This is a genomic window from Streptomyces sp. NPDC000983 (assembly GCF_040299205.1).
GTDB lineage: Bacteria > Actinomycetota > Actinomycetes > Streptomycetales > Streptomycetaceae > Streptomyces.
In genome coordinates this window covers 192,060-218,676 of sequence record NZ_JBEPBM010000010.1, presented here as the reverse complement: position 1 = coordinate 218,676, position 26,617 = coordinate 192,060, and the positions used below count along the sequence as shown (strand labels likewise).

Below are 26,617 nucleotides of genomic sequence, written 5' to 3'. Positions count from 1 at the left end.
CATGGCGGATTTATGGGTCAATTCCGCGGAGCGGATCGGCGCCGATCTGCATCTGGAGCTGTCGGGGCCGGGCGGCAGACGGGCCGCGCTGATCCGTGCTCTGCGCGAGGCCGTGCGCGGCGGCCGGCTCGCCCCGGGCACCCGCCTGCCGCCGTACCGGTCGCTCGCCGCCGACCTCGGCGTCGCCCGGAACACGGTGGCCGACGCCTACGCGGAACTGGTCGCCGAGGGCTGGCTCACCGCCCGCCAGGGCTCGGGCACCCGGGTCGCCGAGCGCGCCCTGCCGCCGCGGCCCGCCGGGAACCCGCCCGTGCGGACACCGCCACGCGCCCGTGGACCGCTGCACGACCTGCGCCAGGGCACACCCGACGTGTCGGGCTTCCCGCGCGCGGACTGGCTCGCCTCCTACCGCCGGGCCCTCCAGCAGGCACCCTCGGAGGCCTTCGGGCCGGGCGATCCGGCCGGGCGCGCCGAGCTGCGCGAGGCGCTGGCCGAGTACCTCGCCCGCGCGCGCGGCGTGCGCTGCGAACCGGACCGCATCGTCGTCTGCTCCGGCTTCGGCCACGCGCTGCGGCTGCTCTTCGAGGGGCGGGTGCTGCGCGGCCCACTGGCGGTGGAGGCGTACGGGCTGCCCTTCCACCGCGAGCTGCTGGGCGGCGCCGGCGTGCGGACCGTACCGCTGCCGCTGGACGAGGACGGCGCCCGGGTCGACCGGCTGACCCGCGAACGGGGTGTACTGCTCACCCCCGCGCACCAGTTCCCGACCGGCGGTCCGCTGCACGCCGGCCGGCGCGCGGCGGTGATCGACTGGGCACGCGCGCGGGACGCGGTGGTCGTGGAGGACGACTACGACGGCGAGTTCCGCTACGACCGCAGGCCCGTCGGGGCCGTGCAGGGGCTCGACCCCGAGCGGGTGATCCTCGTCGGCTCGGTGAGCAAGAGCCTGTCCCCCGCGGTGCGGCTGGGCTGGATGGTGCTGCCCGAGCGGTACATGGCGGACGTGCTCGCGGCCAAGGGCGAGCGGGAGGCGTGGGCGGGCGTCCTGGACCAGCTGTGCCTGGCGGACTTCGTCGCGAGCGGGTCGTACGACCGTCATGTGCGGCGGATGCGGCAGCGGTACCGCGGCCGCCGGGACCGGCTCGTCGCGGCGCTCGCCCGGCGGGCGCCGCACATCGAGGTCACCGGGGTGGCGGCGGGCCTGCACGCGGTGCTGCGGCTGCCGCCGGGCACCGAGGCGGCCACCGTGGAGCGGGCCCGGCGGCTCGGGGTGGCGCTGGACGGGCTCGCCGCGTTCCGCCATCCCCAGCACCCGGAGTCGGCCGCGCCCGCCCCCGACGGCCTGGTGGTGGGGTACGCGACCCCGCCCGAACACGCCTACGCGGCGGCGCTGGACGCGCTCTGCGGGGTCTTCCCCGATCCGTGAACACCACGGGAGGCGTGCCCCGGAGCGGTGCCGGCCCGAAAGCCGTGCCGACCCGGGACACGGAGCGGCAGAATCGATGGAGCAGGGGGCGGGGCAAGGGCCTCAGGAGAGCAGGAAGTCCGCCGCTCCCGCCTTGGCGCCTTCGATGAAGGCCGTCATCTCGTCGGTGGTGTAGATCAGGGCCGGCCCGTCCGGGTCGGTCGACTGGCGGACCGCGATCCGGCCGTCGGCCAGTTTCATCGCTTCCAGGCAGTTGCCGCCGTTGCCGCCGCTCCACGGCTTGTGCCAGCCCTCGCTGCCAAACTCCCGCGCGGGCATGCCGTTGTAGACCTGCGGACGCGGCTTGATGCGATCCATTCACAGCTCCTTGCGGAGATCCATCAGGATCTCCTTCGTGCGATGTGCCGTAGCGGCCTGCGCCGCCATGCGGTCCATGACCTCGAGGTAGGTGGCCACCTCGGGGCGCGCGTCGAGATAGACGGCGCCGGTCAGGTACTCGCTGTAGACCATGTCCGGCAGTTCTGACATGGCGAATCGGAACAGCACGAAGGGCCCGTACGTGCCGGGGTGCGGTCCGCTCTCGAACGGAGCGACCTGCAGCGTCACGTTGGGCAGCTTCGTCACGTCGAGCAGCCGGTCGATCTGGGCACGCATCACCTCCGGACCGCCGATCGGGCGGCGCAGCACGGTCTCGTCCATCACGACCCACATACGGGGGGCGTCGGGCCGGGTGAGCAGGTCCTGGCGTTGCATGCGCAGCGCCACATGGCGCTCGATGTCGTCGGGTCTGGTCTGGCCGATGGCGCCGGACCTGAGCACACCGCGCGCGTAGTCCTCGGTCTGCATCAGACCGGGTACGAAGTGGGGGTCGTAGGACCGGATGAGGCTGGCCGCGCCCTCCAGGCTGACGTACATGGAGAACCAGCCCGGCAGGATGTCGTGGAACCGCTGCCACCAGCCGGGCTTGTTGGCCTCCTCGGCCAGCTGTACGAAGGCCTCGGCCTCGTCGTCCGCGACGCCGTACGCCTTCAGCAGCAGCTGGAGGTACGGGATCTTGAGGGAGACCTCGGCCATCTCCATCCGGCGGACGGTGGCGGGGGCGACCCGCAGGACGCGGGCGGCCTCCTCGCGCTTGAGCCCGGCGCGCTCGCGCAGGTCCAGCAGGCGCCGGCCGAGGACGACCTGGCCGACCGTCGGCGCGGACCGCGGCTCGCTCACCCTCCACCTCCACCCATGGTTCCCGACAGCGTTGCGACTCCTGACAGCCCTACGGCGCCATTCGAAGACCTGTTCGAAGATCCGGACGGATCTCCCTCGATCCCAATTGGCGCCGTTCCACATGCTGTTGCGAGCAGTGTGCCACGGCCATCCACCGCGTCACACAGCACTCTGCAATTTTCAGAGTGACACTTGCCAAGTGTTCACGGCGGGGAGATAGTGGCAAGCGTGATTCCGTCCGCGCCCTTAGGAACAGACGCCGCAGGCCCCTTCGGCCTCGGCGCCGCCACGGCCGTCGGCCCCCAGCGGGGGCCGTCCGAGCGCCGGTTCCGCTTCGAGCTGGCCGCACATCCGGGTTCCCCCGCACAGGCCAGACGCCTGACGAGGGCCCGGCTGACCGGCTGGTCGATCTGCGAGGACACCTGTGACACGGCGGCCCTGGTGGTCTCCGAACTCGTCACCAACGCCATCGTGCACACCGCGAGCAGGCACATCGTCTGCGAGCTGCACGACGGCGACGATCTGGTGCGCATAGCCGTGCGCGACCAGGGGTGCGCCCCGGGCGAGCCGCATCCGGCCGGGCAGCGCGGGGACGAGGAGCACGGGAGGGGATTGCTCCTCGTCGACGCCCTCTGCCACGCCTGGGGCGCCCACGAGCACGGGCCCGGACTGCTGGTCTGGGCGGAACTGCCGCGCGGGGCGGACCAGCCCCGCGAGGACGTCCCGCCCGACGGCGCCGGACCGCGGGCCGACCTGGGCTGGGGAGCCCGGCCGAAGCCCGGACCCGCCGGGGACTCCGACGGCGACGACGAGGACGGGGGGCCCGCGTGAGCGTCGCGTCCGGCAGGGGCCAGGTGCTGAGCCTGGACACACTGGTCCGGCTCCGCCGCGGGACGCGTCCCGAGGACGCCCCGCTGCGGCTGGCGGTACCGGACGGCATGACCGCGCCGCTGGGATGCGACGCCGTGGCCGTCCCCGCTCATCTCGGAGCACTGATCCTGCCCCGGCTGCCGCACGTCGGATGCGTGTACGCCGACGAGGCCCGCTGGTGGTGGATCGTCCCGTCCGACTCCGACTACGCCCTGAAGTGGCCCGAGCCGGCCCGCTACGCGACGGGCGCGGTGGTCCCCGACGAGGTGCGGCTGATCCACCGGCCGGACGGCGCCGTGCCGTACACCCCGCCGATACCCCTGTACCTGGCGATGTGCCGACTGACCGGCACGACACCTTCCTGGTCCCGGCAGGTCAGCGCGTAACCGGCGGCGCTCGCTACGCGCTCCAGGTCGAGCAGTTCACCTCACCGGCGCCCGCCCCGGACACCCGCCGCCCCGCGCTCACGCGGCCACGTCGACGGCGGCCAGGTCACCGCGCACGATGACGAGGAAGGTGTCCGTCGCGAGGTCCATCACGACCTCGGCGGGCAGGCCCTCCCCGCGCCGCGCCTGCGCGAACTCCTCCGCCGGCCACGAACCCCGCGGACCGCCGGCCGGAAAACGCCCCAGCACTGTTCGCCCGTTCACCCTGCACCTCCATGTAGCGCCGTACTCGAAGAGTTAAACGCCAACAACGGGGTGAACGCCTCGCCAAGTGACGGTACTGAGACGTAGTTGACATCCCGCCACGGCAGAGTGTGAGGCGGGTCTCAATTTTGTCCGGTTTTCCGTTACTTTCCGCCTCAGTCCTCGTACTCGTCGTGATACCGGACGCGTTCGGTTCCCGCGAGCGCCCCCAGGGTCGACGCGCGCCCCTCGGGTTTCTCCCACTCCTCCTGCCGGCCCAGCGCGGTGAGGTCCAGGAGGCTGGTGGCCGATCCCAGACCGTCCAGTCCGCGCCCGAACGTCGAGTAGGTGTGGAAGACCCGGTCGCGGTCCCTGAGAAAGCAGCTCACACCGGGTCTCTCCTCGGGTACCCCGTCACGCTCCAGGGTCACCTCGAAATCGCGGTCGAAGTCGTTGCCGTGGGAGGAGAGCCAGGGCACCGTCCAGCCCATCCTCGCCTTGAACGGCAGGATCCTGGTGTACGGCGCCCGGGAGACGGCCACCAACGAGGTGGAGCGGGACCACAGATGGGCCAGGTGCCCGATCTGGTCGAGGAAGGCCGAGCAGCGAGGGCAGCCCGCCTCCCACTCGGGCGCGAACACGAAGTGGTGGACGACGAGTTGGTGCCGTCCCTCGAAGAGGTCGAGCAACGTGGCCTTGCCGTCGCCCCCTTCGAAGACGTACTCCGTGTCGACCTCGACCATCGGCAGGCCGCGCCGCTCGGCGTTGAGCGCGTCACGCGCACGCGTGGCCGCCTTCTCCCTGACCAGTAACTCCTCGCGCGCCGCGCGCCATTGAGCACGCGAGACGATCTCCGGTAGCGCCATGGGCCCCTCCTGTACGGCGGTCCGTTCGGGGTTCTGACCGCAGCGGGGGACACAACTCATCGCCGGGCGCCAAGATTTTTTTCAGGCGTACTCGCGCACGCCCTGTTCCCGCTCCCGCAGCGCCGCGAGTTCGTCCAGCAGGCCGGTGAGCTGCCGGGTGCAGCGGGGGGTGATCCGGCCCGAGTCGTCGAGGTGGACGGCGCAGGCGGTGGTGGTGTCGACGAGCCGTTCGAGGGTGCCGGCCACCTTCTCGGTGCCCGCCGAGTGCCGTGCGAGCGCGGGGAGTTCGGCGGCGGCCAGGCCGATGGCGGCGCGGGCCTCGGCGAGCGTGCGGTACGCCTCGCGGCGCAGGGTCCAGCGGGTGGCGCGGTGGACGGTGCCGTCAGCCTCGCGCAGTACGTGCGCGAGGTACGCCCGCGCGGCGCGCTCCGCCGTCGTGAGGCGGGCCCGCACTCCCCCGCCCCGCTGTCCCGGCATCGGCAGATGCCCCACGACCAGGACGATCGCGCAGGCCAGCAGGGTCTCCCCGATACGGCTGACGGAGGCCTGCGGCTCGCCCCCGACCATGACCAGCGCCAGGACGAGGACCGTCACGACCCCGGTCTGGGCCGCGAAGTGCCGGGTGGCCACGGGAATGAGGGCGCCGCACACGGCGACGAGCGCGACGAGCCCCTCCGGCCGGGGCAGTACGGCGGCGAACCCGGCGAAGAGCACGGCCCCGAGGACGGTGCCGGCGGCCCGGCACAGCACCCGGGACACCAGCGGCCCGAGGTCCGGCTTGACCAGGAAGACGGCGGTGGCGGGCAGCCAGTACCAGTGGGTGTGCGGCCCGTACCAGCCGGAGCCGTGCAGCAGCCGCGCGAAGCCCACGGCGGCCCCGAAGCAGAGGGCGACCCGCAGCCCGTACTCCCGTCCGCCGCCACCGAGCACCGTCCGCAGGATCGTGCCGGGTGACCGCCGCCGGGTGTGCAGGTCCCCGCCGTCGGCCCGGTCGAACGCCTCGGCGGCCCGCAGCAGGGCGTCGTCGAGGGCCCGCAGCTCGGGCGCGCTCCGGGAGGGCGCCGGCAGCGGCCCGGTGACCGTGTTCGCCCGTACGGCGGCGGCGAGCCGGCGGGGTCCCTCGGCGGCCCGTTCCGGCACCGGCTCCCCGGCCCAGGCCAGCGCGGTGGCGGCCTCCGCGAGCGGGAGCGCGGCCGCGTACTGGGCGTGCAGCCGGCGTTCCGCGGAGGAGGAGGCGTACCGCCGCAGCCGGGGTCCGTCGAGGGCGTCCTGCGCGTGGTCGAGGGCGGCGGTGAGCGCGGCGCGCCGGGCGGGGGCGCCGTCCGTGCCCGCGGCGTCGAGGAGCGCGGCGATCGCGTCGTGGACGGCGGCGACGGCCTGCCGTTCCCCGTCGAAGCGGAAGTCTCCGGCGAAGGATCCCGGGCCGGGCAGCGCCAGCCGCAGCGCGAGCAGCCATCCGGCGCCGGCCAGATAGGCGAGCCCGCGCTGCCATTCCGTGCCGGGCAGTGGCATCCCGGCGCCGATCGCGGAGGCGACGAGCAGCTGGGTGCCCGCGGTGGAGGCGACGGGGCCGACGGCGCTGACGCTCCCGGCGACCAGTGCGACCAGGGTGAGCAGCAGGGTCAGGGCGACCGCTCCGAGCCGCTCCCCGCCCCAGGTCCCGATCGCCAGTCCGGCCGCCCCGGCGACCGCGGGCACTCCGAGCCGTGTGACGGCGGCCCGCCGGCTGCCGGGCCGGTCGGCGACCCCGGCGAGCATGGCGGCGATGGCCGCGACCACCCCGAAGGCGGGTTGACCTGCGAGGACGGCGCCGAGCAGGAGCGGCCCGCCGGCCAGCCCGCCGCGTATCACGGCGCTCCACGGCACGGGCCCGCGCTGGGCGCGGAAGGCGTGGGTGAGCCAGAGAGGCAGTACGGACGGGGAACGCGTCACGGGGCTCCTGTCGGGGCGAGGGCGGGATGCCTTCGGGCGACGGTGGCCGGGCGTTGATGTCCTCCCAGGGTAGATCGCACACCGGGCGATCAAGGAACGGGCGTATTTCCCGTGCGTGACATCGCCCGCGGCGGCGAGCGGTTCAGGACGGCGGTCCTCGCGCGCCGGGGACGGCGAGGGTGTCCCCGGCTAGGAAGGACCCGCCCCAGCCCCCGTCATCGCCCGCTCGAACAGTCGTCCCGCGTCCGCCACCGCGCGTGTCAGCAGCTCGGGCGATCCCTCCCCCAGGGATCCGATGATGTCGTCGACGCCGCGCAGCCCGGCGCGCTCCAGCAGCCGCTTCTCGTTGGTCACCCACTCCCCGCGCGCCGCGAGCACCGCGTGCCCGGTCTGGGCCGCCGCGGTGGCGAGGGCCCCGGCCAGCTCGGTGCGCCGGCCCGCGCGGGCGTGGTGGGCCCCGGCGTAGGCGAGGGTGGCCCGGGCGGTGCCGTACCAGCGCTCCGCCGCCGTACGCCGCAGCTCGCCCGGGTACCCGGCCGGCCGGGGCAGGTCCCCGCGCAGCACACGGTTGATCGCCAGCTCGGCGACGACCAGGTAGCTGGGGATACCGGCCAGGTGGAACAGCAGGGCTTCCACCCGGAACCGCCCCTCGGCGGCCTCGGCCAGTTCGTGTTCCACGACGTCGAGGTCGCGGTAGTGCACGTCCACCCGCCGGCCCTCGACGGTCAGCCACGCGCCCCCGTTGAAGACGCCCCCGCCCCAGCCGCCGACCTCGGAGACCTCCCCGTCCCAGCCGAGGGCACGCAGGTCGGCGGGGGCGAAGGGACCGCGGTAGTAGACCGCGAGGTCCCAGTCGCTGTCGGGCCGCTCGGTGCCCTGCGCACGCGACCCGCCGAGGGCCACCGCCCGCACCGTGGGCAGCCCGGCGAGCCGGTCGGCGACACGTTCGAGGAAGTCGGACACGGGGGCTCCCGGCTGGGTCGGAGGGGGACCTGGCGCCGTCGGGCGAGACGGGTCAGCATTCCCAGAGGTCGCGGTGGCGGTGGCGGGTCGGTGGGTGATCGAGTTCCTCGGCCACCGCGTCGAGCGCGCCCGGCGGGGCCGCGCGCAGCCGCCGCAGCGCCGCGCTCCGGAACGCCCGCAGTTCCGCCCTCGCCCGTGTCTCGTACGGGCCGCCCGGACGCTGCCCGAGCGCGCGGGGCCAGGTGTACGCGGCGAAGCTCCGTTCGATCCGCCGGGGGCGGGGGCGGCGGCCCTCGCGTGCGGCGCGGGTCGTCTCGGCGTGGGAGTGGCGCAGGTCCACGAGGGTGTGGGCGGTGCAGGGGCCCGCTGTGCCCCACGGCCAGTAGGGCGGGGCGGTCCGGTGACGGTTCGGGACGTGGTGCGCGGTGTGCGACATGAGTGGGTCCAGGGTCGCGGCGGCGCACGCCGGTGTCGACCGGATTACCGAATCCGCGAGGGTCAGCACGGGTCCGCGCGGGTCCGCGCTTCCCGCGTCGCCCTCCGGTGCGGGAAATTCGGATGCGCCGCCGCCGACCGCGGTCGAAGATCGGTGGGTTGTCCGCCGTTCGTCACCTCGTCCCGGGAGCCGCCGTGATCCAGCGTGTCATCAACCCCGCGCTCTTCCCTCCGCCCACCTACGCGCACGCCTCCGTCGTCGAGGCGGGCACGAAGATCGCGTTCCTGGCCGGTTCCGTACCGCTGGACGCCGAGGGGAAGATCGTCGGCGAGGGTGACCCGGTGCGGCAGGCGGAGCAGGTGATCGCCAATCTGCGGGAGCAGCTCGCCGGGATCGGCAGCGACCTGGCGCACGTCCTGTCCACCGACGTGTACGTGGTGAGCGCCGAGACCTCGGTGCTGTCCTCCGTGTGGGAGGTGGTCGAGGCGTCCGGACTGAGCGTCGGCCCGCACTCCTCGACCCTCCTCGGGGTCGCCTGCCTCGGCTACACCGGCCAGTTGGTGGAGATCACGGCCACCGCGGTCGTCCCGAAGACCCCGGCCTCATGAGCGAGGTACGGCTCAGGCGGGCCGCCTCCGCCGACGCGGCAGGCGTGGCCGACGTCTGGCTGCGGTCCTTCGCCGCGGCGCTGCCGACCGTGGTCCGGCCCCACTCCGACGACGAAGTGCGCGACCACTTCCGGGAGTTCGTCATCCCCCGCCAGGAGACCTGGGTCGCGGAGGCGGCCGAGGGGCTGGTCGGGGTGATGGTCCTGCACGGCGAGCGGGTCTCCCAGCTGTACCTGGACCCGGACTGGCGCGGGCGCGGCATCGGCGACCGGTTCCTGGAGCTGGCCAAGGAGCGCAGCCCGCAGGGGCTGAACCTGTGGACGTTCCAGGTCAACAAGCCGGCCCATCGCTTCTACGAGCGTCACGGCTTCGTCGCCGTCGAGCGCACCGACGGCAGCGCGAACGAGGAGCGCGAGCCGGACGTGCGGTACGTCTGGCGCCCCTGATGGCCCGCGGCGGCCCACCGGAAAAGGCCGGGTCGTCGCCGAGGGCCAGGGGCTAAGGTCGGAGCATGGCTTCCCCGGCTCCCCAGGCTTCCCCGGCAGACGACCACGAGCGCACCGCGCCGACACCCGACGCCGCGGAGGCACCCGACACGGCCGCCGCCGACACGGCCGCCGCGGAGGCGGCCGGGCCGCGGTCCGGTGAGAGCGTGCGCATCGACAGCTGGATCTGGGCGGTACGGCTGATCAAGACCCGTTCGATGGGCGCCACCGCCTGCAAGGGCGGCCATGTGCGGGTCAACGGCGAGCGGGTCAAGCCCGCGTACGCCGTGCGCGTCGGCGACGAGGTCCGGCTGCGGCACGAGGGCCGGGAGCGGGTCGTCGTGGTCAAGCGCCTGATCCGCAAGCGGGTCGGCGCCCCCGTGGCGGTGCAGTGCTACGTCGACAACTCCCCGCCGCCCCCGCCCCGCGAGGCCGTCGCCCCGGCCGGTATCCGCGACCGCGGCACCGGCCGCCCGACCAAGCGGGACCGGCGTGACCTGGAGCGTCTGCGGGCGCTGGAGAAGGGCAGCAGCCGCCCCGGCCCCCGCTGACGGCACCCGGCGTACGTCGGTCACGCCCGGCGCAGCAGCCGCAGCAGGTCCGCGTTGTGGCCGCGCCGGGCCCAGGCGACGAGCGCGAGCGGGACGATCAGGATGAGCGGCGTGGCCGCGTTCTCCCCGCCGAACACGGCGACCTGCACGACGAACGCGCCGAGCATCAGCGCGCCGAGCGCGATGCCCGCCACCGACTGGAGCACCGGGATCAACAGGGCGACGGCTCCGGCGAGTTCGAGGGCGCCGATGGTGTACATGCCCGCGCTCCCCCAGCCCAGTTCGTCGAAGGCGTCGGCGGCGCTGGAGTGCGCGATCAGCTTCGGCAGGGCGCTGGCCACGGCGAAGAACAGCGCGAGCAGGATCTGGAGCCCGCGCAGCGCGATCCGGGCGCGGCGCCCCCGCGCGGTCGCGGACTCGGCGATGACGGGAGCGGAGGCGGGGCCGGCGAGGGGGGCGGTGGTCTCGGACATGAGGTTCTCCCGGTTGCGGCGGTGTGGGTCGCGGTCAGGGATACAGACCGCCGCCCGCGCCCGAACTCATCGCCGTCACGCGGGTTTCGGCTCCTGGAGCGGAAACCAGCCGTGCCCGATGTACCAGTGCCCGCCGGCCCTGAGATGGTCGCCCACCGCCCGTTCCACGGCCGTCCGCCGGGGCAGGCCCTCGACGGGCAGATCGGGGTCGCCGAACACGAACCGCACCGGTTCGGTGTCGGACTCGTCGGTGTCCTCGCGCCCGGTCCGGAACCGTTCCTGGAAGCGGACGATGTTGGAGTCGGCCGGGAGGTACCGCTTGAGCTGCGGATCGAGCAGCCAGGAGTGGCAGACCGCGACCGGGTGTTCCTCCTCGGGGAAGTGCCGCGGAAAGAACTCCCGGGCCAGCTCCAGGGACCGGTCGCAGGCGGCCGGGGTGAGCGGTCCGTGGAAGTCGGGGATGTGCAGGTTCAGGCAGAGCGCGTCCGGCGCCAGGTCGAGCCCCGCAGCGGCGAGCACCCGCCCGGTGCGCGCCCCGGGCCGGGCCCGCTCGAACTGCAGCCGCCCCAGCTGGTACAGCTCCCCGCGGAAGTGACGGACGAGCCACCGCGGGGCCTGGACCCCGGTGCGCCCGTACCGGCGGCGGTGCCCGGCCATGTTCCGGCCGAGGTCGGCGAGGGTGCGCCGGCTCACGTCGTCCGGGATTCCGCGCTCGCGGTGGTGGGCGCGGGTGTGCGGCAGGGCGGCGACGAACACGTACACGGGGAAGCAGCGCTGGAGGGGTCCCGCGGGCCAGTCCAGCTCGGGCAGTTCGACGTCCGCGCCGACCGTCCCCGGGTCCCGGAGCAGTTCCTCCACGGAGGCGCCGAGGAACCGGCTCAGCTCGGGGTCGTCGGTGACCCGGCGGCGCATGCGGACCAGGACCTCGATGTCCTCATGGGGCACGGCGAGGTCGATCAGGGTCTCGGGCAGCTCGTCGGCGTCCGGCAACTCCATGGCACACCCCTCTTTGTGTACGCGCCTTCGGAGAGTACGTTCCGAAGGAGGAGGCCTGGTCCCTCATGCGTACGGGCAGTGAACCCACGACCGCGCGCAGTGCGCTGCGGACGCGGTTCTGGCTGAGCGTGTGGGGGCTGGTGTGGGCGGTGTTCGGCACGGTGGCGTTCGCGCTCGCGGACCGCGTCGGCTGGGCCGTCGCCTGCGGGGTGCTGACGCTGGTCGTCGCCGTGGACCTGTCCCTCATCGTCCGGCACATCCGGCAGGGCCCGCACTACCAGCCGGGCCCGGACATCCCGCCGTACCTGCCCCCGGAGGACCGCCCCTGAGGCTCAGGACTCGAACCGGGCCGCCTTCACGTACTGCGGGTTGGGGTCGAGGGCGGCCGCCAGCCGGAAGTGCCGCAGCGCCTGCTCCCCGCGCCCCTGCCGCTCGTAGGTGCGGGCGAGCGCGAAGTGGGCGAAGGCGTTGTCCGGCTCGCGCTCCAGGACGATGGTGAACTCCAGCTCCGCGGGCCGCAGTTGCGCGGCGGCGAAGAAGGCTCGGGCGCGCAGCAGGCGCGCGGCGGTGTTCTCGGGGTGCGCGGCGATGACACCGTCGAGCAGTTTCACCGCGCCCCGCGGGTCCCGTGCGGCGAGCAGGTGCTCGGCGGCACGGAAGTCGATGACATGCGTCTCCGGAGTACGTCCGGTCCATCCGCTGGTCTCGGGCACGGCACATCCCTTCCCTCACTGAAGGGCTTCAACGCCCCGGCGGGGGGCCGCTATTCCTGGGGCGCCCGGGACGCGCGGGTTTCGAGCCCGGCCCACACCTCCCGCACCCGCCGCCGGAGGCTCTCCAGGGGTACGTCGTTGTCGATGACGACGTCGGCGATCTCGCGGCGCTGTTCCCGGGTCGCCTGGGCGGCCATGCGGGCCCGGGCGTCCTGCTCGGTCATCCCGCGCAGCCGTACCAGCCGGTCGAGCTGGGTCTCGGGGCTCGCGTCGACGACGATCACCAGGTCGTACAGTCCGGCCAGGCCGTTCTCGGTGAGCAGCGGTACGTCGTGCACGACGACGGCGTCCTGGGCGGCGGCCGCCTCCAGTTCGCGGGAGCGGGTGCCGACGAGGGGGTGCACGATCGAGTTCAGTACGGCGAGCCGGTCGGGGTCGGCGAAGACGATGGAGCCGAGCCGGGGCCGGTCCAGGCTGCCGTCCGCGGCGAGGATGTCCTCGCCGAAGGCCGCCACGACGGCGGCGAGCCCGGGGGTGCCGGGCGCCACGACCTCACGCGCGATCCGGTCGGCGTCGACCAGTACGGCCCCGCACTCCACGAGCAGCCGCGACACCTCGCTCTTGCCGGCCCCGATCCCACCGGTCAGACCCACTTTCAGCATGCCCCGAGCTTAGGGCCTGCCGCCCGGAGGTCAGTTGTCGCCTTCCCGTTCCGCGAGGAACCGCTCGAACTCCAGGCCGATCTCGTCCGCGGAGGGGATCTCCACGGGCTCGGCGAGCATGTTGCCGCGCGATTCGGCGCCGGCCGCCGCGTCGTACTGGTGCTCAAGGCCCTGCACCAGCGCGACCAGGTCCTCGTCACCCTCCTGGATCTGGCGGTCGATCTCGGTCTGGGTGCGGTGGGCCTCGGTGCGCAGGGTGTGCGCGATGGCGGGGAGGACGAGTCCGGTGGCGGCCGTGATGGCCTCCAGGACGGTCAGGGCCGCGTCGGGGTAGGCGGAGCGGGCGATGTAGTGGGGGACGTGCGCGGCGACGCCGAGCACGTCGTGGCCGGCCTCCATCAGCCGGTACTCGACGAGCGATTCGGCGCTGCCGGGCACCTGGGCCTCGTCGAAGGGGCTGCGGTGCCCGGGGACGAGGTCGGTGCGGTTGCCGTGCGGGGTGAGGCCGACGGGCCGGGTGTGGGGTACGCCCATGGGGATGCCGTGGAAGTTCACGGACAGGCGGACGCCGAGCCGCTCCACGATCTGCTGCACGGCGGCGGCGAAGCGCTCCCACTCGACGTCCGGTTCGGGCCCGGACAGCAGCAGGAAGGGGGCGCCGGTGGCGTCCTGGACGAGGTGTACCTCGATGGCCGGGACCTCGTACTCGGTCCAGCGGTCGCGCTTGAACGTCAGCAGCGGGCGGCGGGCCCGGTAGTCCACGAGCCGGTCGTGGTCGAAGCGGGCCACGACCTGGTGGGGCAGCGAGTCGAGGAGCCGGTCGACGATCTGGTCGCCGGTCTCGCCCGCGTCGATGTATCCGTCGAAGTGGTAGAGCATGACAAGACCGGCCGACTCCTGCGCCAGCGCCATGTCGACGACGGCCAGGCCCTTCGGCTCCCATGCGTACAAACCCTGCGGATCAAGCACAGTGACCGCTCCTCCTCGTGTCCGTACGGAACAACACGCCCCGGAGCAGCCCCATTCCCCAGTCCAAAAATTCCCAGAGCCCCCCAACTCCCCCCGAAGGCGCGCGAGGAACTGCACGCCAAGCCCCCACCCCCAAGGGGCGCGGGGAACTGTGCGACAAGCCCCCACCGGCCGCCACCCGACCCCACACCCCTCAGCCCCCCCACCCCCCAGGGGCGCGGGGAACTGCGCGAGAACCCCCACCGGCGGCGACCCGGCCAACAACCCGCACACCCCGGGCACGCCAGAGGGGCCGCACCTCAAAAGGTACGGCCCCTCAGTGACCTGCTAAACCTCAGCGGTCAGCGTTCAGCTCTGCCCACCCGCGAGCTTCTCGCGAAGCGCGGCAAGCGCCTCGTCGGAGGCAAGCGCGCCGGAGTTGTCCGCACCCTCGGAGGAGTACGAGCCACCACCGGAAGCGACCGGAGCGGCAGCCTCGCCGCCCTCGGCGGCAGCGGCCTCGTCGGCCTCACGGGACTTGATGACCTGCTTCTGGTGCTGCTCGAAGCGGGTCTGGGCCTCCGCGTACTGGTGCTCCCACGTCTCCCGCTGGGTCTCGTAGCCCTCGAGCCAGTCGTTGGTCTCGGGGTCGAAGCCCTCGGGGTAGATGTAGTTGCCCTGGTCGTCGTAGGACGCGGCCATGCCGTACAGGGTCGGGTCGAACTCGACCGTGGCCGGGTCGGCACCGAAGGCCTCGTTGGCCTGCTTCAGCGAGAGGCTGATGCGACGACGCTCGAGGTCGATGTCGATGACCTTGACGAAGATCTCGTCGTTGACCTGGACGACCTGCTCCGGGATCTCCACGTGGCGCTCGGCCAGCTCGGAGATGTGGACCAGACCCTCGATGCCCTCGTCCACGCGGACGAACGCACCGAACGGAACCAGCTTCGTGACCTTGCCGGGCACGACCTGGCCGATCTGGTGGGTCCGGGCGAACTGCTGCCACGGGTCTTCCTGGGTCGCCTTCAGCGACAGGGAGACACGCTCGCGGTCCATGTCGACGTCGAGGACCTCGACGGTGACTTCCTGGCCGACCTCGACAACCTCGGAGGGGTGGTCGATGTGCTTCCAGGAGAGCTCGGAGACGTGGACCAGACCGTCGACGCCACCCAGGTCCACGAAGGCACCGAAGTTGACGATCGAGGAGACGACGCCGGAGCGCACCTGACCCTTCTGGAGGGTGGTGAGGAACGTCTGGCGGACCTCGGACTGGGTCTGCTCCAGCCAGGCACGGCGGGACAGGACCACGTTGTTGCGGTTCTTGTCCAGCTCGATGATCTTCGCCTCGAGCTCCTTGCCCACGTAGGGCTGGAGGTCGCGGACGCGGCGCATCTCGACCAGGGAGGCCGGGAGGAAGCCACGGAGGCCGATGTCGAGGATGAGACCACCCTTGACGACCTCGATGACGGTACCGGTGACGATGCCGTCCTCTTCCTTGATCTTCTCGATGGTGCCCCAGGCGCGCTCGTACTGGGCGCGCTTCTTCGAGAGGATCAGGCGGCCTTCCTTGTCCTCCTTCTGGAGGACCAGGGCCTCGATCTCGTCACCGACGGCGACGACCTCGTTGGGGTCGACGTCGTGCTTGATCGAGAGCTCGCGGCTCGGGATGACACCTTCGGTCTTGTAACCGATGTCGAGGAGAACCTCGTCCCGGTCAACCTTGACGATGACGCCGTCGACGATGTCGCCATCGTTGAAGTACTTGATCGTCTCGTCGATAGCGGCGAGGAAGGCTTCCTCGTTACCGATGTCGTTGACCGCAACCTGCGGGGTGGTGGCGGTGGTCTCGGTGCTGCTCGTCATGTGGGAAAGGGCTCCGGTACGGACATTGAAGTCGTAGGTACTGCTACGCCGGGAGCCCGTATCGCTCTGCAGAAGCCGGACAGCCAAGGAAGCGCCTCTCCGGCGAACCGGGGAAGACGCCTCGAGAACCGAGGGGACATACAACAGATGCGAGCGCAGCCTGCTAGGTCTGAGGTGCGCAGGCCCGCAGCGCAACTTGTAGCATACGGGGGCAGCCGGGCAGGGTCAATGCGCGAAGCCGCACACCCGGGGCGGATCGCCGCAATCCCGGCACAAAACCTGTCTCACGAGGCCACGCGCGCGTGACAGCGCCCCTTTCGTGACAGCCGCCGCGACGGGTTGGACGGAAGAGTACGACGAGGGAGCCGATCATCCAAGAGTCCGTATCCAACGAGACCGCCGCTGGGCCCGAAGCCGAGCCGGAGGCCACCCGGCGTACCGCCGGCGTCGCGGAGAGTTCCCGCGCCAACCGCGGCTGGTGGGACCGCAACGCGGACGACTACCAGGTCGAGCACGGCACCTTCCTCGGCGACGACCGCTTCGTGTGGGGCCCCGAGGGCCTGGACGAGGTGGAGGCGGAGCTGCTCGGGCCGCCGGAGGAGCTGAAGGGCCAAGACGTCCTGGAGATCGGCGCCGGCGCCGCCCAGTGCGCGCGCTGGCTGGCCGCGCAGGGCGCCCGCTCCGTCGCCCTGGACCTCTCCCACCGCCAGCTCCAGCACGCCCTGCGGATCGGCGGCGGCTTCCCGCTGGTCTGCGCCGACGCGGGCGCCCTGCCCTTCGCCGACGCCTCCTTCGACCTGGCGTGCTCGGCGTACGGGGCGCTGCCGTTCGTCGCGGACCCGGTGCAGGTGCTGCGCGAGGTGCGCCGGGTGCTGCGTCCGGGCGGCCGGTTCGTCTTCTCGGTGACCCACCCGATCCGCTGGGCGTTCCCGGACGAGCCCGGCCCCGAGGGCCTGACGCTGGCCGCCTCCTACTTCGACCGCACGCCGTACGTCGAGCAGGACGAGTCGGGCGGCGCGGTGTACGTGGAGCACCACCGGACGGTCGGCGACCGGGTCCGGGACATCGTGGCGGCCGGTTTCCGCCTGGTCGACCTGGTGGAGCCGGAGTGGCCGGCCTGGAACACCTCGGAGTGGGGCGGCTGGTCCCCGCTGCGCGGAAACCTGATCCCGGGCACGGCGATCTTCGTCTGCGTACGGGACTGAGGTGTGATCCGCCACGACGCGCTGGACGCCCTTCCGGTGCGCGGCGCCCTCCCCGGCCTGGCCGGCGCCCTGGACGCGCAGGGCACCGCGGTTCTGGTGGCGCCGCCGGGCACCGGCAAGACGACCCTCGTCCCGCTCGCGCTCGCGGGCCTGCTCGACGGGGCCGCGCCCGCGCGGCGGGTCCTCGTGGCGGAGCCGCGCCGGATCGCCGCCCGGGCCGCCGCCCGCCGGATGGCGTGGCTGCTGGGCGAGAGGCCCGGCGACAGCGTCGGCCACACGGTGCGCGGGGAGCGGGTGGTCGGCCCACGCACGCGCGTGGAGGTCGTCACGACGGGTGTGCTGCTCCAGCGTCTCCAGCGGGACCAGGAGCTGGCCGGGGTGGACGTCGTGATCCTCGACGAGTGCCACGAGCGGCATCTGGACGCGGACACGGCGGCGGCGTTCCTGTGGGACGTACGGCAGGCGCTGCGGCCGGAGCTGCGGCTGGTGGCCGCGTCGGCGACGACCGACGCGGAGGGCTGGGCGCGGCTGCTGGGCGGCGCGCCGGTGGTGGAGGCGCAGGGCGTCTCCCATCCGGTGGAGGTGGTGTGGGCGCCGCCGTCGCGCCCGGTGCGGCCTCCGCACGGCATGCGGGTCGATCCGGCGCTGCTGGCGCATGTGGCGTCGGTGGTGCGGCGGGCGCTCGCCGAGCACGACGGTGACGTGCTGTGCTTCCTGCCGGGCGTCGGGGAGATCGCGCGGGTGGCGGGGCTGCTGGGCGACCCGGGCGGGGTGGAGGTGCTCCAGGTGCACGGGCGGGCTCCGGCGGCCGTGCAGGACGCGGTGCTGGCGCCCGGGTCGGGACGCCGGGTGGTCCTGGCGACGTCCGTGGCGGAGTCGTCCCTGACGGTTCCCGGGGTGCGGGTGGTGGTGGATGCGGGGCTGGCGCGGGAGCCGCGGGTCGACCACGCGCGCGGGCTGAGCGCGCTGACGACCGTGCGGGCCTCCCAGGCGGCGGGACGGCAGCGGGCGGGCCGGGCCGGGCGGGAGGCGCCCGGCGTGGTGTACCGCTGCTGGACGGAGGCGGAGGACATCCGGCTGCCGCGGTCCCCCTCCCCCGAGATCAAGGTGGCCGACCTGACGGCGTTCGCTCTGCAGACGGCGTGCTGGGGCGACCCGTCGGCGGCCGGTCTGGCCCTGCTGGACCCGCCGCCGGCGGGGGCGATGGCGGCGGCCCGCTCGGTGCTGTCGGCGATCGGCGCGGTGGACGCGTCGGGGCGGAGCACGCAGCGGGGCACCCGGCTGGCCGGGCTCGGGCTGCACCCCCGGCTGGGGCGGGCGCTGCTGGACACCTCCGGCGCGGGCGCCGAGGCGGTGGCGCTGCTGTCGGAGGAGGCACCGCGCGAGTACGGCGACGATCTCGCGGCGGCCCTGCGCAGGGCCCGGCACGGCGGCGACGCCTACACGGCTCGGTGGCGCAAGGAGGTGCGGCGGCTGCGGGCCGCCCACGGGGACTCCGCCGCGCGGGAGGGCGACGACGCCCTGGCGGGGGCCGTGGCCGCGCTGGCGTTCCCGGAGCGGGTGGGCCGGGTCGAGGGCGGCTCGGTGCTGATGGCGTCCGGCACCCGGGCGGAGCTGGCGGAGGGCTCGCCGCTGCGCGGGGCGCCCTGGCTCGCGGTCGCCGTCGCGGACCGCCCGGTCGGCCAGGGGCACGCGCGCGTGCGGCTCGCCGCCGTACTGGACGAGGACACGGCCCGTACGGCCGCCGCCGCGCTGTACGCGGAGGGCGAGGAGGTCCGCTGGGCCGACGGGGACGTCGTCGCGCGCCGGGTGGAGCGGCTGGGCGCGATCGAGCTGACGGTGCGCCCGCTCGGGGACGCCGACCCCGCCCTCGTACGCGATGCGCTGGTGGAGGGGTTGCGGCGGGAGGGGCCGGGGCTGTTGCGGTGGTCGCCGGACGCGGTCGTGCTGCGGCAGCGGCTGGCGTTCCTGCGGGCGCGGCTGGGCGAGCCGTGGCCGGACGTGTCCGACGACGCGCTGCACGCGCGCGCGGCGGAGTGGCTGGAGCCGGAGCTGGGCCGGGCACGGCGGCGGGCGGACCTGGCGCGGATCGACGCGGGCGCGTGCCTGGTCCGGCTGCTGCCCTGGGCGTCGGGGCAGGCGGCGCGGCTGGACGAGCTGGCGCCCGAGCGGCTCACCGTGCCCAGCGGGTCCCGGATCCGTGTCGACTACGGCGACCCGGAGCGGCCCGTGCTGGCGGTGAAGTTGCAGGAGATGTTCGGTCTGCACGAGTCGCCGTCGCTGGCGGGGGTGCCGGTGCTGGTGCATCTGCTGTCCCCCGCGGGCCGCCCGGCGGCGGTCACCGCCGACCTGGCGTCCTTCTGGAAGGACGGCTACCGGGGGGTGCGGGCCGAGCTGCGGGGGCGGTACCCGAAGCATCCGTGGCCCGAGGACCCGGCGACGGCGGAGCCGACCCGGCACACGGCGGCCCGCGCCCGGCGCGAGGGGGGCGCGGGCTGAGCCGGGGCGCCGGGGGCGGTGCTCAGGCGTTGGCCGGTTCGGGTTCGGTGGCCTGGGTGGGGGTGGGGTCGTCGGGGTGGCGGCCGCGGGCCTCCAGCCAGAGGGCGAGGGCGAGCAGGCCGACGCCGAGGACGAGGAATCCCCAGGGCAGGTAGGACGTCAGCAGCAGGATGAGGGTGCGGTTGGACTTGACCAGGTCGACGGTGTGGTCGATGTAGTCCTCGCGCATCTTGACGTGGCCGGCGAAGGCGGTGACCTTGTCGCGGTCCCCGAGGAGGGTGCCGCCGCGCAGTTCCTCCTTGTGGATCTCCTCGCCGTAGACGGGGGCGCCGGTGAGGGGTTCGACCCAGAACCTGCGGACGGTGGTGTACCAGCGGGTGGTGCCGGTGTCGGCGAGGGACTCGGGGGTGATGCCCTCGACGGGCAGCTTCTCGGGGTAGGGCACCTCGGTCCACGGGACGGTCTGTTCGAAGTAGTAGACCTCGACGCCGCGGAAGTCCTCGGTGCCCCGGTAGTGGATGGGCGCGGAGGTGCGGGTCTGGGCGTCGAAGTACTCGTAGTCGCGCTTCTCCGTCAGGAAGGGCCACTTGAACTCGATGCCCTCGCGGCGCACCGGGTCCCCGTCGACCATCTCGCCGGCGGCGTGGACGGGCTCCTGGGTGTGGGCGTCGAAGATGTACCGCTCGGGGATGCTGGAGACCATCTCGCCGTCGGGGCCCTCGACGTAGGAGAGGCCGTCCCAGACGACCACGTCGCGGCCCGCGGTGCGTTCGATGCGTTCGGAGGCCTCCACGTTGCCCTTGAGGGTCTGCACGATGGTGACCTTGGAGACCTTCCGGGCCTTCATGGTGCCGTAGTCGAGGAGGGTGGCGTCCCTGGCCTCCAGGACCATGTCCTGGTACTGGTTCGCGGGGATCTTGGCCAGGCGCGGGAAGGCGTACCAGCGCAGCATCGGGGACAGCGCGGCGCAGAACACGGCGCAGGCGAGCAGGATCAGACTGGCCTTGCGGCGCATCTCGGCCTCCCTCCCGGGCGGTTACGGGTGTGCGGGCACCGTCGTCAGCAGCGGTTTCGGGGAGGTCTCGCCGGTCGGCGAGCCGAGCGCGGTGAGCGTGAACACCAGGGCGAGTGCGACGGCGAGGCCGGTCGCGGCGGCGATCAGGGCGCGCACGGGTGCCTCCCCACGGGCCGGAGCTGATACATCGTCAGATCTGGCACCGTAGCAACGGGCGGACGAGATGAGAACACGTCGCACACGACGACGGCGCCCCTCCACCGGGAGGAGCGCCGTCGGGCGGTGGTACGGGGGTTACGCGCCGGTGCTCGGCGACGGCTCGGGCGTCCCGGCCTCGGTCTCGGTCTCGGCTTCGGCCACGGTCAGTTCGACCGTGAGCGTGGCGCCGCCCGCGGTGTTGATGCGGAGCAGGAACGTGCCCTCGGTGTCGTCGGCGTACAGCTTCGGCAGTTTGAGCACACCGTCGGCGTCGGTCTCCAGGCCGGTCAGGGCGCGCACGGGGTTGCCGTCGGCGTCCTTGAAGTAGGGGCCCTTGTCGTTCTCCGCGGCGTCCTCGGCCGAGGTGATCAGGGTGGCGGTGGCCGCGACCCGGTCCGCGACGGCGCCCTCGTAGGTGGCCTTCACCTCCACCTGCTCGGCGAACTCGCCGCCCGGCACGCACGTCAGCTCGGTCTCCGTGGTGCGGGTGAGGGCGTCGGCGGCGCGTTCGGTGACCGTGGCCGTGTAGTCGAGACCGGGCACCGAACGGCCCACCACGGTGGTACGGACGATGAACTCGCCGGTCTCCTCGCCCGCCTTCAGCGCGGGAGCCACGGCCGTGCCGGCGCTGTCGGTCAGCGCGGTGGCGTACTTCTCGCCGCCCGTGAACACCGCGTCGGTGTCGCCGACGATGGTGAAACGGATCCGCACCTTGGCGACGCCCTTGCCGGCCGAGGTCTCCGCCCGGGTGCTGATCCGCTCGCCGAACGCGTCGCCCGCCATCGCCGAGAGCACGGCCGTGTCGGCGTCCTCCAGCCGCTGCACCGTGTCGGTGGGGGTGGGCGGAGTCGTCGACGGGGGCGGCGTGGGCGGCGGGGTTGTGCCGGGCGGGCTCGTCGGCGGCTCCGGCGACGGCGTACCGCCGTTCGCGGGCGGCGGCGAGGACGCCGGGGGCTCCGGCTGCGGCGACGGCGAGGTCCGCGCCCCGTCGGAGTCGTCGCTGCGGCCGCCGGGAACGGTGCCGGTGCCGTCGGGGATCTCGTCGACGCCCTTGCGGTAGTGCTCCAGCCACGCCAGGACCGTGTTCAGGTAGTCCGTGGAGTTGTTGTAGCTGAGGATCGCGCTCCGCAGGTCGGAGGGGTCGGACAGGTCCCAGCCGAAGCGGCACAGGTAGTGGCCGGCCGAGAGCGCGGCGTCGTAGACGTTGTTGGGGTCCTTCTCGCCGTCGCCGTTGCCGTCGCGGCCCGCCCACTCCCACGTCGACGGGATGAACTGCATCGGCCCCACGGCCCGGTCGAAGGCGCTGTCGCCGTCGTAGGCGCCGCCGTCGGTGTCGCCGATGTTCGCGAAGCCGTTGCCGTTGAGCTGCGGGCCGAGGATCGGCGAGGTCGTGGTGCCGTCGGCGTTCACCTTCCCGCCGCGGGCGTGCCCGGACTCGACGTGGCCGATCGCGGCGAGGAGTTCCCAGGGGAGGTTGCAGCCGGGCTTGGACTCCTGGAGCGAGGCGGCGGCCTGCTGATAGGCGTCCAGGACCGTCGCCGGGATACCGGAGTCGGAACCGGCGCCGGTGCCGCCCGTCCCGCCCGCGCTCGGCGAGGGCTTGGGGCTGTCCAGCGGCGGGAGGTCCGTGTAGTACGGCGAGTTGCCGGTCGCGCTGTCGGCGGCTTCCTCCGGGGACGGCTGGGCGTCGGACGCGGTCCGTCTGCCCTGGTCGTCGACCGTCACCCCGGGAGCCTGCGAACCGGACAGCGCCGCGACCGCCAACGCGGCCACGGCGGCGGTGGCCGCACCCTTGTACAGCCTCCTGCCGAATTGCGCCGACATAAAGTGAACCCCTCCCGTGGACGCCCGAGCGCCCGTCCTGGTCTGTCCCGTCGCCCTGTTCTGACGAACGACCCGCCCAAGGGGTTGCGCCCGCCCAGCCGTTCGGCCGTCGCCCGCGACCATCCGTCCGGCTTTGTCCCTGTGTCGGCCACGCTCCCCGCGCGCCAACCCAAGCGACCCTACGACAACTTCACCGCCACGGGCACCCGTTCGTGACCGCAGTTCACCACTTGTCCATACGTGATACTGGGCCCGTCCACGACTGTCTCGGCGAGGAGCCCCGGTGCCGTTCACGCTCAGCCACGCGGCGGCGGTGCTGCCCGCCGTACGCACCGACGGAAGCGGCCGCGGGCGGCTCGTTCCGGCCGTCCTCGTCGCCGGGTCCTTCGGCCCCGACCTCACCTATTACGCGGCCAGCGCGGTACCCGGCGCGATGGAGTTCGGTGACGTCACGCACTCCCTCGTGGGCGTGTTCACGGTCGATGTCGCCCTCGCCTGGGCGCTGGTGGGGCTCTGGCTGCTGATCCGTGAACCTCTCGTGGCGCTGCTGCCGCCGGGGCGGCGGGGCAGGGTCGCCGCGCTGCTGCGCTGCGGTGCGCCTCGCGCGCGTGTGCGGCCGGAACTGGTCGCACGCTGGTACGTCTCCGCGGTGGTCGGTGCGCTGACCCACGTCGTGTGGGACGCCTTCACCCATCTCGACCGGTGGGGGATGCGGCTCTTTCCCGTCCTCGGTGACGAGTTCGCGGGGTGGCCGCTGTACTGGTACCTCCAGTACGGGGGGTCGGCCGTGGCGGCCGTCGTCATCGGGGGGTTCCTCGTGGTGGCGCTGCGGCGGGTGCCGGCGGGGGTCGTGGGTGCGGGGATCCCCGTGCTGTCCTCGCGGGACCGGTGGGTGGGCGGGGCGGTGCTGCTCGGGTGTGCGGCGGTGTGTGCGGTGCTGCGGGCCGAGCGGTGGTGGGAGTACTGGGGCTCGCGCGCCAAGCCCTGGGAGCTGATTCCTACCCTGTGCTTCGGGGCGGGGGCGGGGCTGGTGGTGGGGGTGCTGGTGTATGCGGTGGGGGTCAGGGTGTGGCGTCCGGCACCGGCGCCGGTGGCCGCGCCGGGGGCGGATTCGGAGCCCGCGTTGCGGTGAGCTCCGCCCATGGCAGGTGGCGGAACTCGTGTGGGCGCGGGGTTGCGGGGCCGTGGTGGGGTGCGGGAGCGCTGTGGCTTGTCGCGCCCGCGCGGCGGAAGCCGCAGATCGATACAGCCCCGCGCCCCTGGGGGAGATGGTGTGCGCCTGGGGTTCTTTCGGGCCGTTGGCACAGCGAGGTGGTGCCTGCGGGGCCGTAGTCGGGTGCGGGACCACTGTGACTGGTCCCGCCCGCGCGGCGGAAGCCGCAGATCGATACAGCCCCGCGCCCCTGGCGGGGTATGTGTTCGCCTGAGATGTGAAGAGCCGTAGGGGCGCGGAGGGTCCCGCGCCCCTACGGGGGCTAGTGGGCCGCTGATTCCCAGTTGGGGCCGTCGCCCACCGAGACTCCCAGGGGGACGTCCAGGGTCACTGCCGTGGACATCTGGTCTCGGACCAGTGTTTCCGCCTGCTTGCGTTCGCCCGGGGCGATCTCCAGGACGATTTCGTCGTGGACCTGGAGGAGCATGCGGGACTTCAGGTCCGCCGCGCGCAGCGCCTCGTCGACCTTCAGCATCGCGATCTTGACGATGTCGGCAGCCGTGCCCTGGATCGGCGCGTTCAGCGCCATCCGCTCGGCCGCCTCCCGGCGCTGCCGGTTGTCGCTGTTGAGGTCGGGGAGGTAGCGGCGGCGGCCGAAGAGCGTCGCCGTGTAGCCCGTCGCCCGGGCCTCGTCGACCGCCCGGCGCAGATAGTCCCGTACGCCGCCGAAGCGCTCGAAGTAGGCGTCCATCAGGGCGCGGGCCTCGCCCGCCTCGATGTTCAGCTGCTGGGAGAGACCGAACGCCGACAGGCCGTACGCCAGGCCGTACGACATCGCCTTGATCTTGCGGCGCATCTCCGCGTCCACCGCGGCCGGCTCGACGCCGAAGACCTGGGAGGCGGCCGTGGTGTGCAGGTCCTCCCCGGAGGTGAACGCCTCGATCAGGCCCGCGTCGGCGGACAGGTGCGCCATCACCCGCAGCTCGATCTGGCTGTAGTCGGCCGTCATGAGGGACTCGAAGCCCTCGCCGACGACGAAGCCCCGGCGGATCGCGCGGCCCTCGTCCGTACGGACGGGGATGTTCTGCAGGTTCGGGTCGGTCGAGGAGAGCCGGCCGGTCGCGGCGACCGTCTGGTTGAACGTGGTGTGGATACGGCCGTCCGCGGCGATCGTCTTGATCAGGCCCTCGACCGTGACCCGCAGCTTCGCCTGCTCACGATGCCGGAGCATGATCACCGGGAGCTCGTTGTCGGTCTGGCCGGCCAGCCAGGCCAGCGCGTCGGCGTCGGTGGTGTAGCCGGTCTTGGTCTTCTTCGTCTTCGGCAGCCCCAGCTCACCGAAGAGGACTTCCTGGAGCTGCTTGGGCGAACCGAGGTTGAACTCGTGCCCGGCAGCCGCGTGCGCCTCCTTCACCGCCTGCTGCACGGCGCCCGCGAACATCTGCTCCATCGCCTCCAGGTGCGCCCGGTCCGCGGCGATGCCGTGCCGCTCCATCCGGGCCAGCAGCGCGGAGGTCGGCAGCTCCATGTCCCGCAGGAGATCGGCCGCGCCGACCTCCTGAAGCCGGCTCTCGAACGCCTCCCCCAGGTCCAGGACCGCGCGGGCCTGCACCATCAGCGCCTCGGCCTCCGCGCCCTCGTCGGCACCGAAGGCGAGCTGCCCGTCGGCCGCGGCGGCCGGCGCCAGCTCACGGTGGAGGTACTCCAGGGACAGCGCGTCCAGGTCGAACGAGCGACGCCCCGGCTTGACCAGGTACGCGGCCACAGCGGTGTCCATGCTCACGCCCGCCACGGTCCAGCCGTGCTCGGCGAAGACCCGCATCGCGCCCTTGACGCTGTGGAAGACCTTCGGCCGGCCGGCGTCGGCCAGCCACGCAGCGAACGCCGTCTCGTCGGCCTCGTCCAGCTGCGACGGGTCGAACCAGGCCGCCGCACCGCCCGCCGCGGCCAGCGCCACCTCGGCGACCGACCCGGCACCCAGCGCCCAGGTGTCGACGGTGGCGACACCGAGCGGACCGTCACCGTGCCCGGCCAGCCACGGCGCCAGCTCACCCGTGCCCAGGACCGTGCCGTCCAGCTCCACGCCCTCCGCTACGACCGGCGCCTCCTCTGCCTCCTCGGCACCCGGGTCCACGGCCAGCAGCCGCTCCCGCAGCGACGGGTTGCGGATCTCCAGCGTGTCCAGGACCATCGCCAGCGCCTTGCGGTCGTACGCGGCCCGCTCCAGGTCGGTGACCGCCTTCGGCAGCTCCACCGTGCGCACCATCTCGGTCAGGCGACGGTTCAGCTTGACCGCCTCCAGATGGTCCCGGAGGTTCTGCCCCGCCTTGCCCTTGACCTCCTCGACCCGCTCGACCAGCTCGGCGAACGAACCGAACTGGTTGATCCACTTCGCGGCGGTCTTCTCCCCCACCCCCGGGATACCGGGCAGGTTGTCGGACGGGTCACCGCGCAGGGCCGCGAAATCGGGGTACTGCGTCGGCGTCAACCCGTACTTCTCGAAGACCTTCTCCGGAGTGAACCGGGTCAGCTCCGACACACCCTTCGTCGGGTACAGCACCGTGGTGTGCTCGCTGACCAGCTGGAAGGAGTCCCGGTCGCCGGTGACGATCAGCACCTCGAAGCCCTCGGCCTCGGCCTGGGTGGCGAGCGTGGCGATCACGTCGTCGGCCTCGAAGCCGTCGACCGCGAAACGCGACACGTTCATCGCGTCCAGCACCTCGCCGATCAGCTCGACCTGCCCCTTGAACTCGTCCGGGGTCTTGGAGCGGTTCGCCTTGTACTCGGTGAACTCCTCGGACCGCCACGTCTTGCGGGACACGTCGAAGGCGACCGCGAAATGCGTGGGCGCCTCGTCGCGCAGCGTGTTCGCCAGCATCGACGAGAAGCCGTAGACGGCGTTCGTCGGCTGCCCCGTCGCGGTCGTGAAGTTCTCCGCGGGCAGCGCGAAGAACGCGCGGTACGCAAGGGAGTGCCCGTCCATGAGCATCAGCCGCGGACGGCTGCCGCCGGGGTTCGTCTCGGTCTTCTTCGCTGCTGTCTCTGCCACGTCCCCGATCCTGCCACGCCCCACTGACAGTCGGAGCC

At 73.2% G+C, this 26,617-nt stretch carries 27 protein-coding genes; 10 read left to right on the top strand and 17 right to left on the bottom strand.

Annotated elements, in window-relative coordinates:
- The first annotated feature begins 1 nt into the window (after position 1).
- Positions 2 to 1,423, top strand: a complete 1,422-nt coding sequence (pdxR, locus tag ABT296_RS14575) for a MocR-like pyridoxine biosynthesis transcription factor PdxR (RefSeq protein WP_351926968.1) — start codon at positions 2 to 4, stop codon at positions 1,421 to 1,423.
- A 102-nt stretch (positions 1,424 to 1,525) separates the two neighbouring features.
- Here the strand turns inward: pdxR and ABT296_RS14570 are convergent, their stop codons facing one another.
- On the bottom strand, positions 1,526 to 1,780 hold the full coding sequence (locus ABT296_RS14570; RefSeq protein ID WP_351926966.1) for a DUF397 domain-containing protein: 255 nt from the start codon (positions 1,778 to 1,780) through the stop codon (positions 1,526 to 1,528).
- Positions 1,781 to 2,641, bottom strand: a complete 861-nt coding sequence (locus ABT296_RS14565; RefSeq protein WP_351926964.1) for a Sco1979 family transcriptional regulator — start codon at positions 2,639 to 2,641, stop codon at positions 1,781 to 1,783.
- 219 nt (positions 2,642 to 2,860) lie between these two features.
- On the opposite strand from ABT296_RS14565, the gene ABT296_RS14560 reads away from it, so the two are divergent.
- Positions 2,861 to 3,472 (top strand): ATP-binding protein, encoded by a 612-nt coding sequence (locus tag ABT296_RS14560; protein WP_351926962.1) that lies wholly within the window; start codon positions 2,861 to 2,863, stop codon positions 3,470 to 3,472.
- Positions 3,469 to 3,897, top strand: coding sequence for a hypothetical protein (locus tag ABT296_RS14555; RefSeq protein ID WP_351926960.1), 429 nt, complete (start codon positions 3,469 to 3,471; stop codon positions 3,895 to 3,897). The genes ABT296_RS14560 and ABT296_RS14555 overlap by 4 nt, the downstream gene beginning before the upstream one ends.
- A gap of 78 nt (positions 3,898 to 3,975) precedes the next feature.
- On the opposite strand, the gene ABT296_RS14550 is transcribed toward ABT296_RS14555, so the two are convergent.
- The 5 genes from ABT296_RS14550 to ABT296_RS14530 all read right to left on the bottom strand — a co-directional run bounded on the left by ABT296_RS14550 (position 3,976) and on the right by ABT296_RS14530 (position 8,337).
- On the bottom strand, positions 3,976 to 4,161 hold the full coding sequence (locus tag ABT296_RS14550; RefSeq protein ID WP_351926958.1) for a DUF8839 family protein: 186 nt from the start codon (positions 4,159 to 4,161) through the stop codon (positions 3,976 to 3,978).
- A 155-nt stretch (positions 4,162 to 4,316) separates the two neighbouring features.
- Positions 4,317 to 5,006: a DUF899 domain-containing protein gene (locus tag ABT296_RS14545; RefSeq protein WP_351926956.1), complete on the bottom strand. Its 690-nt coding sequence runs from the start codon at positions 5,004 to 5,006 to the stop codon at positions 4,317 to 4,319.
- 81 nt (positions 5,007 to 5,087) lie between these two features.
- Positions 5,088 to 6,938, bottom strand: coding sequence for an FUSC family protein (locus ABT296_RS14540; protein WP_351926954.1), 1,851 nt, complete (start codon positions 6,936 to 6,938; stop codon positions 5,088 to 5,090).
- 189 nt (positions 6,939 to 7,127) lie between these two features.
- Positions 7,128 to 7,901, bottom strand: coding sequence for a nucleotidyltransferase domain-containing protein (locus ABT296_RS14535; RefSeq protein ID WP_351926952.1), 774 nt, complete (start codon positions 7,899 to 7,901; stop codon positions 7,128 to 7,130).
- Between the two features lie 52 nt (positions 7,902 to 7,953).
- Positions 7,954 to 8,337 carry a hypothetical protein gene (locus ABT296_RS14530; protein ID WP_351926950.1) on the bottom strand — a complete coding sequence of 128 codons (384 nt, stop codon included), beginning with the start codon at positions 8,335 to 8,337 and terminating at the stop codon, positions 7,954 to 7,956.
- A gap of 194 nt (positions 8,338 to 8,531) precedes the next feature.
- On the opposite strand from ABT296_RS14530, the gene ABT296_RS14525 reads away from it, so the two are divergent.
- From ABT296_RS14525 to ABT296_RS14515, 3 genes are all read left to right on the top strand, one after another.
- Positions 8,532 to 8,945, top strand: a complete 414-nt coding sequence (locus tag ABT296_RS14525) for a RidA family protein (RefSeq protein WP_351926948.1) — start codon at positions 8,532 to 8,534, stop codon at positions 8,943 to 8,945.
- The gene (locus ABT296_RS14520) at positions 8,942 to 9,391 is read left to right on the top strand and encodes a GNAT family N-acetyltransferase (protein ID WP_351926946.1); all 450 of its coding nucleotides are present in this window, start codon (positions 8,942 to 8,944) and stop codon (positions 9,389 to 9,391) included. Before ABT296_RS14525 ends, ABT296_RS14520 begins: the two co-directional genes overlap by 4 nt.
- Positions 9,392 to 9,456: 65 nt before the next feature.
- Positions 9,457 to 9,981, top strand: coding sequence for an RNA-binding S4 domain-containing protein (locus ABT296_RS14515; protein WP_351926944.1), 525 nt, complete (start codon positions 9,457 to 9,459; stop codon positions 9,979 to 9,981).
- Positions 9,982 to 10,001: 20 nt separating this feature from the next.
- Here the strand turns inward: ABT296_RS14515 and ABT296_RS14510 are convergent, their stop codons facing one another.
- The gene (locus ABT296_RS14510; RefSeq protein WP_351926942.1) at positions 10,002 to 10,454 is read right to left on the bottom strand and encodes a DoxX family protein; all 453 of its coding nucleotides are present in this window, start codon (positions 10,452 to 10,454) and stop codon (positions 10,002 to 10,004) included.
- A 75-nt stretch (positions 10,455 to 10,529) separates the two neighbouring features.
- Positions 10,530 to 11,450, bottom strand: coding sequence for an acyltransferase domain-containing protein (locus ABT296_RS14505; RefSeq protein ID WP_351926940.1), 921 nt, complete (start codon positions 11,448 to 11,450; stop codon positions 10,530 to 10,532).
- 65 nt (positions 11,451 to 11,515) lie between these two features.
- On the opposite strand from ABT296_RS14505, the gene ABT296_RS14500 reads away from it, so the two are divergent.
- Positions 11,516 to 11,779, top strand: a complete 264-nt coding sequence (locus ABT296_RS14500) for a DUF6343 family protein (RefSeq protein WP_351926938.1) — start codon at positions 11,516 to 11,518, stop codon at positions 11,777 to 11,779.
- A gap of 3 nt (positions 11,780 to 11,782) precedes the next feature.
- Here ABT296_RS14500 and ABT296_RS14495 read toward each other — a convergent pair whose 3' ends face one another.
- The 4 genes from ABT296_RS14495 to rpsA all read right to left on the bottom strand — a co-directional run bounded on the left by ABT296_RS14495 (position 11,783) and on the right by rpsA (position 15,636).
- A complete protein-coding gene (locus ABT296_RS14495) occupies positions 11,783 to 12,163 on the bottom strand; it encodes a tetratricopeptide repeat protein (RefSeq protein WP_351926936.1) in 381 nt (126 codons plus the stop codon).
- A gap of 50 nt (positions 12,164 to 12,213) precedes the next feature.
- On the bottom strand, positions 12,214 to 12,825 hold the full coding sequence (coaE, locus tag ABT296_RS14490; RefSeq protein ID WP_351926934.1) for a dephospho-CoA kinase: 612 nt from the start codon (positions 12,823 to 12,825) through the stop codon (positions 12,214 to 12,216).
- A 30-nt stretch (positions 12,826 to 12,855) separates the two neighbouring features.
- Positions 12,856 to 13,794: a PAC2 family protein gene (locus ABT296_RS14485; protein ID WP_351926933.1), complete on the bottom strand. Its 939-nt coding sequence runs from the start codon at positions 13,792 to 13,794 to the stop codon at positions 12,856 to 12,858.
- 348 nt (positions 13,795 to 14,142) lie between these two features.
- Positions 14,143 to 15,636: a 30S ribosomal protein S1 gene (gene rpsA / locus ABT296_RS14480; RefSeq protein WP_351926931.1), complete on the bottom strand. Its 1,494-nt coding sequence runs from the start codon at positions 15,634 to 15,636 to the stop codon at positions 14,143 to 14,145.
- Between the two features lie 368 nt (positions 15,637 to 16,004).
- On the opposite strand from rpsA, the gene ABT296_RS14475 reads away from it, so the two are divergent.
- Together ABT296_RS14475 and hrpB are read left to right on the top strand one after the other, a co-directional pair.
- Complete coding sequence (locus ABT296_RS14475; protein ID WP_351927039.1) at positions 16,005 to 16,841, top strand: class I SAM-dependent methyltransferase; 837 nt, start codon at positions 16,005 to 16,007, stop codon at positions 16,839 to 16,841.
- 3 nt (positions 16,842 to 16,844) lie between these two features.
- The gene (gene hrpB, locus ABT296_RS14470) at positions 16,845 to 19,340 is read left to right on the top strand and encodes an ATP-dependent helicase HrpB (RefSeq protein ID WP_351926929.1); all 2,496 of its coding nucleotides are present in this window, start codon (positions 16,845 to 16,847) and stop codon (positions 19,338 to 19,340) included.
- 22 nt (positions 19,341 to 19,362) lie between these two features.
- On the opposite strand, the gene pgfA is transcribed toward hrpB, so the two are convergent.
- The 3 genes from pgfA to ABT296_RS14455 all read right to left on the bottom strand — a co-directional run bounded on the left by pgfA (position 19,363) and on the right by ABT296_RS14455 (position 22,377).
- Positions 19,363 to 20,355 carry a cell envelope lipid trafficking protein PgfA gene (gene pgfA, locus ABT296_RS14465; RefSeq protein ID WP_351926927.1) on the bottom strand — a complete coding sequence of 331 codons (993 nt, stop codon included), beginning with the start codon at positions 20,353 to 20,355 and terminating at the stop codon, positions 19,363 to 19,365.
- Positions 20,356 to 20,376: 21 nt separating this feature from the next.
- Positions 20,377 to 20,511 (bottom strand): SPW_0924 family protein, encoded by a 135-nt coding sequence (locus tag ABT296_RS14460; RefSeq protein WP_188291589.1) that lies wholly within the window; start codon positions 20,509 to 20,511, stop codon positions 20,377 to 20,379.
- Positions 20,512 to 20,649: 138 nt separating this feature from the next.
- Positions 20,650 to 22,377 (bottom strand): lytic transglycosylase domain-containing protein, encoded by a 1,728-nt coding sequence (locus ABT296_RS14455; RefSeq protein WP_351926925.1) that lies wholly within the window; start codon positions 22,375 to 22,377, stop codon positions 20,650 to 20,652.
- Positions 22,378 to 22,660: 283 nt separating this feature from the next.
- Between ABT296_RS14455 and ABT296_RS14450 the strand changes: the two genes are divergently transcribed.
- Positions 22,661 to 23,509, top strand: a complete 849-nt coding sequence (locus tag ABT296_RS14450) for a DUF4184 family protein (protein WP_351926922.1) — start codon at positions 22,661 to 22,663, stop codon at positions 23,507 to 23,509.
- A gap of 343 nt (positions 23,510 to 23,852) precedes the next feature.
- Here the strand turns inward: ABT296_RS14450 and polA are convergent, their stop codons facing one another.
- Complete coding sequence (polA, locus tag ABT296_RS14445) at positions 23,853 to 26,579, bottom strand: DNA polymerase I (protein WP_351926920.1); 2,727 nt, start codon at positions 26,577 to 26,579, stop codon at positions 23,853 to 23,855.
- Between the last annotated feature and the right edge of the window lie 38 nt (positions 26,580 to 26,617).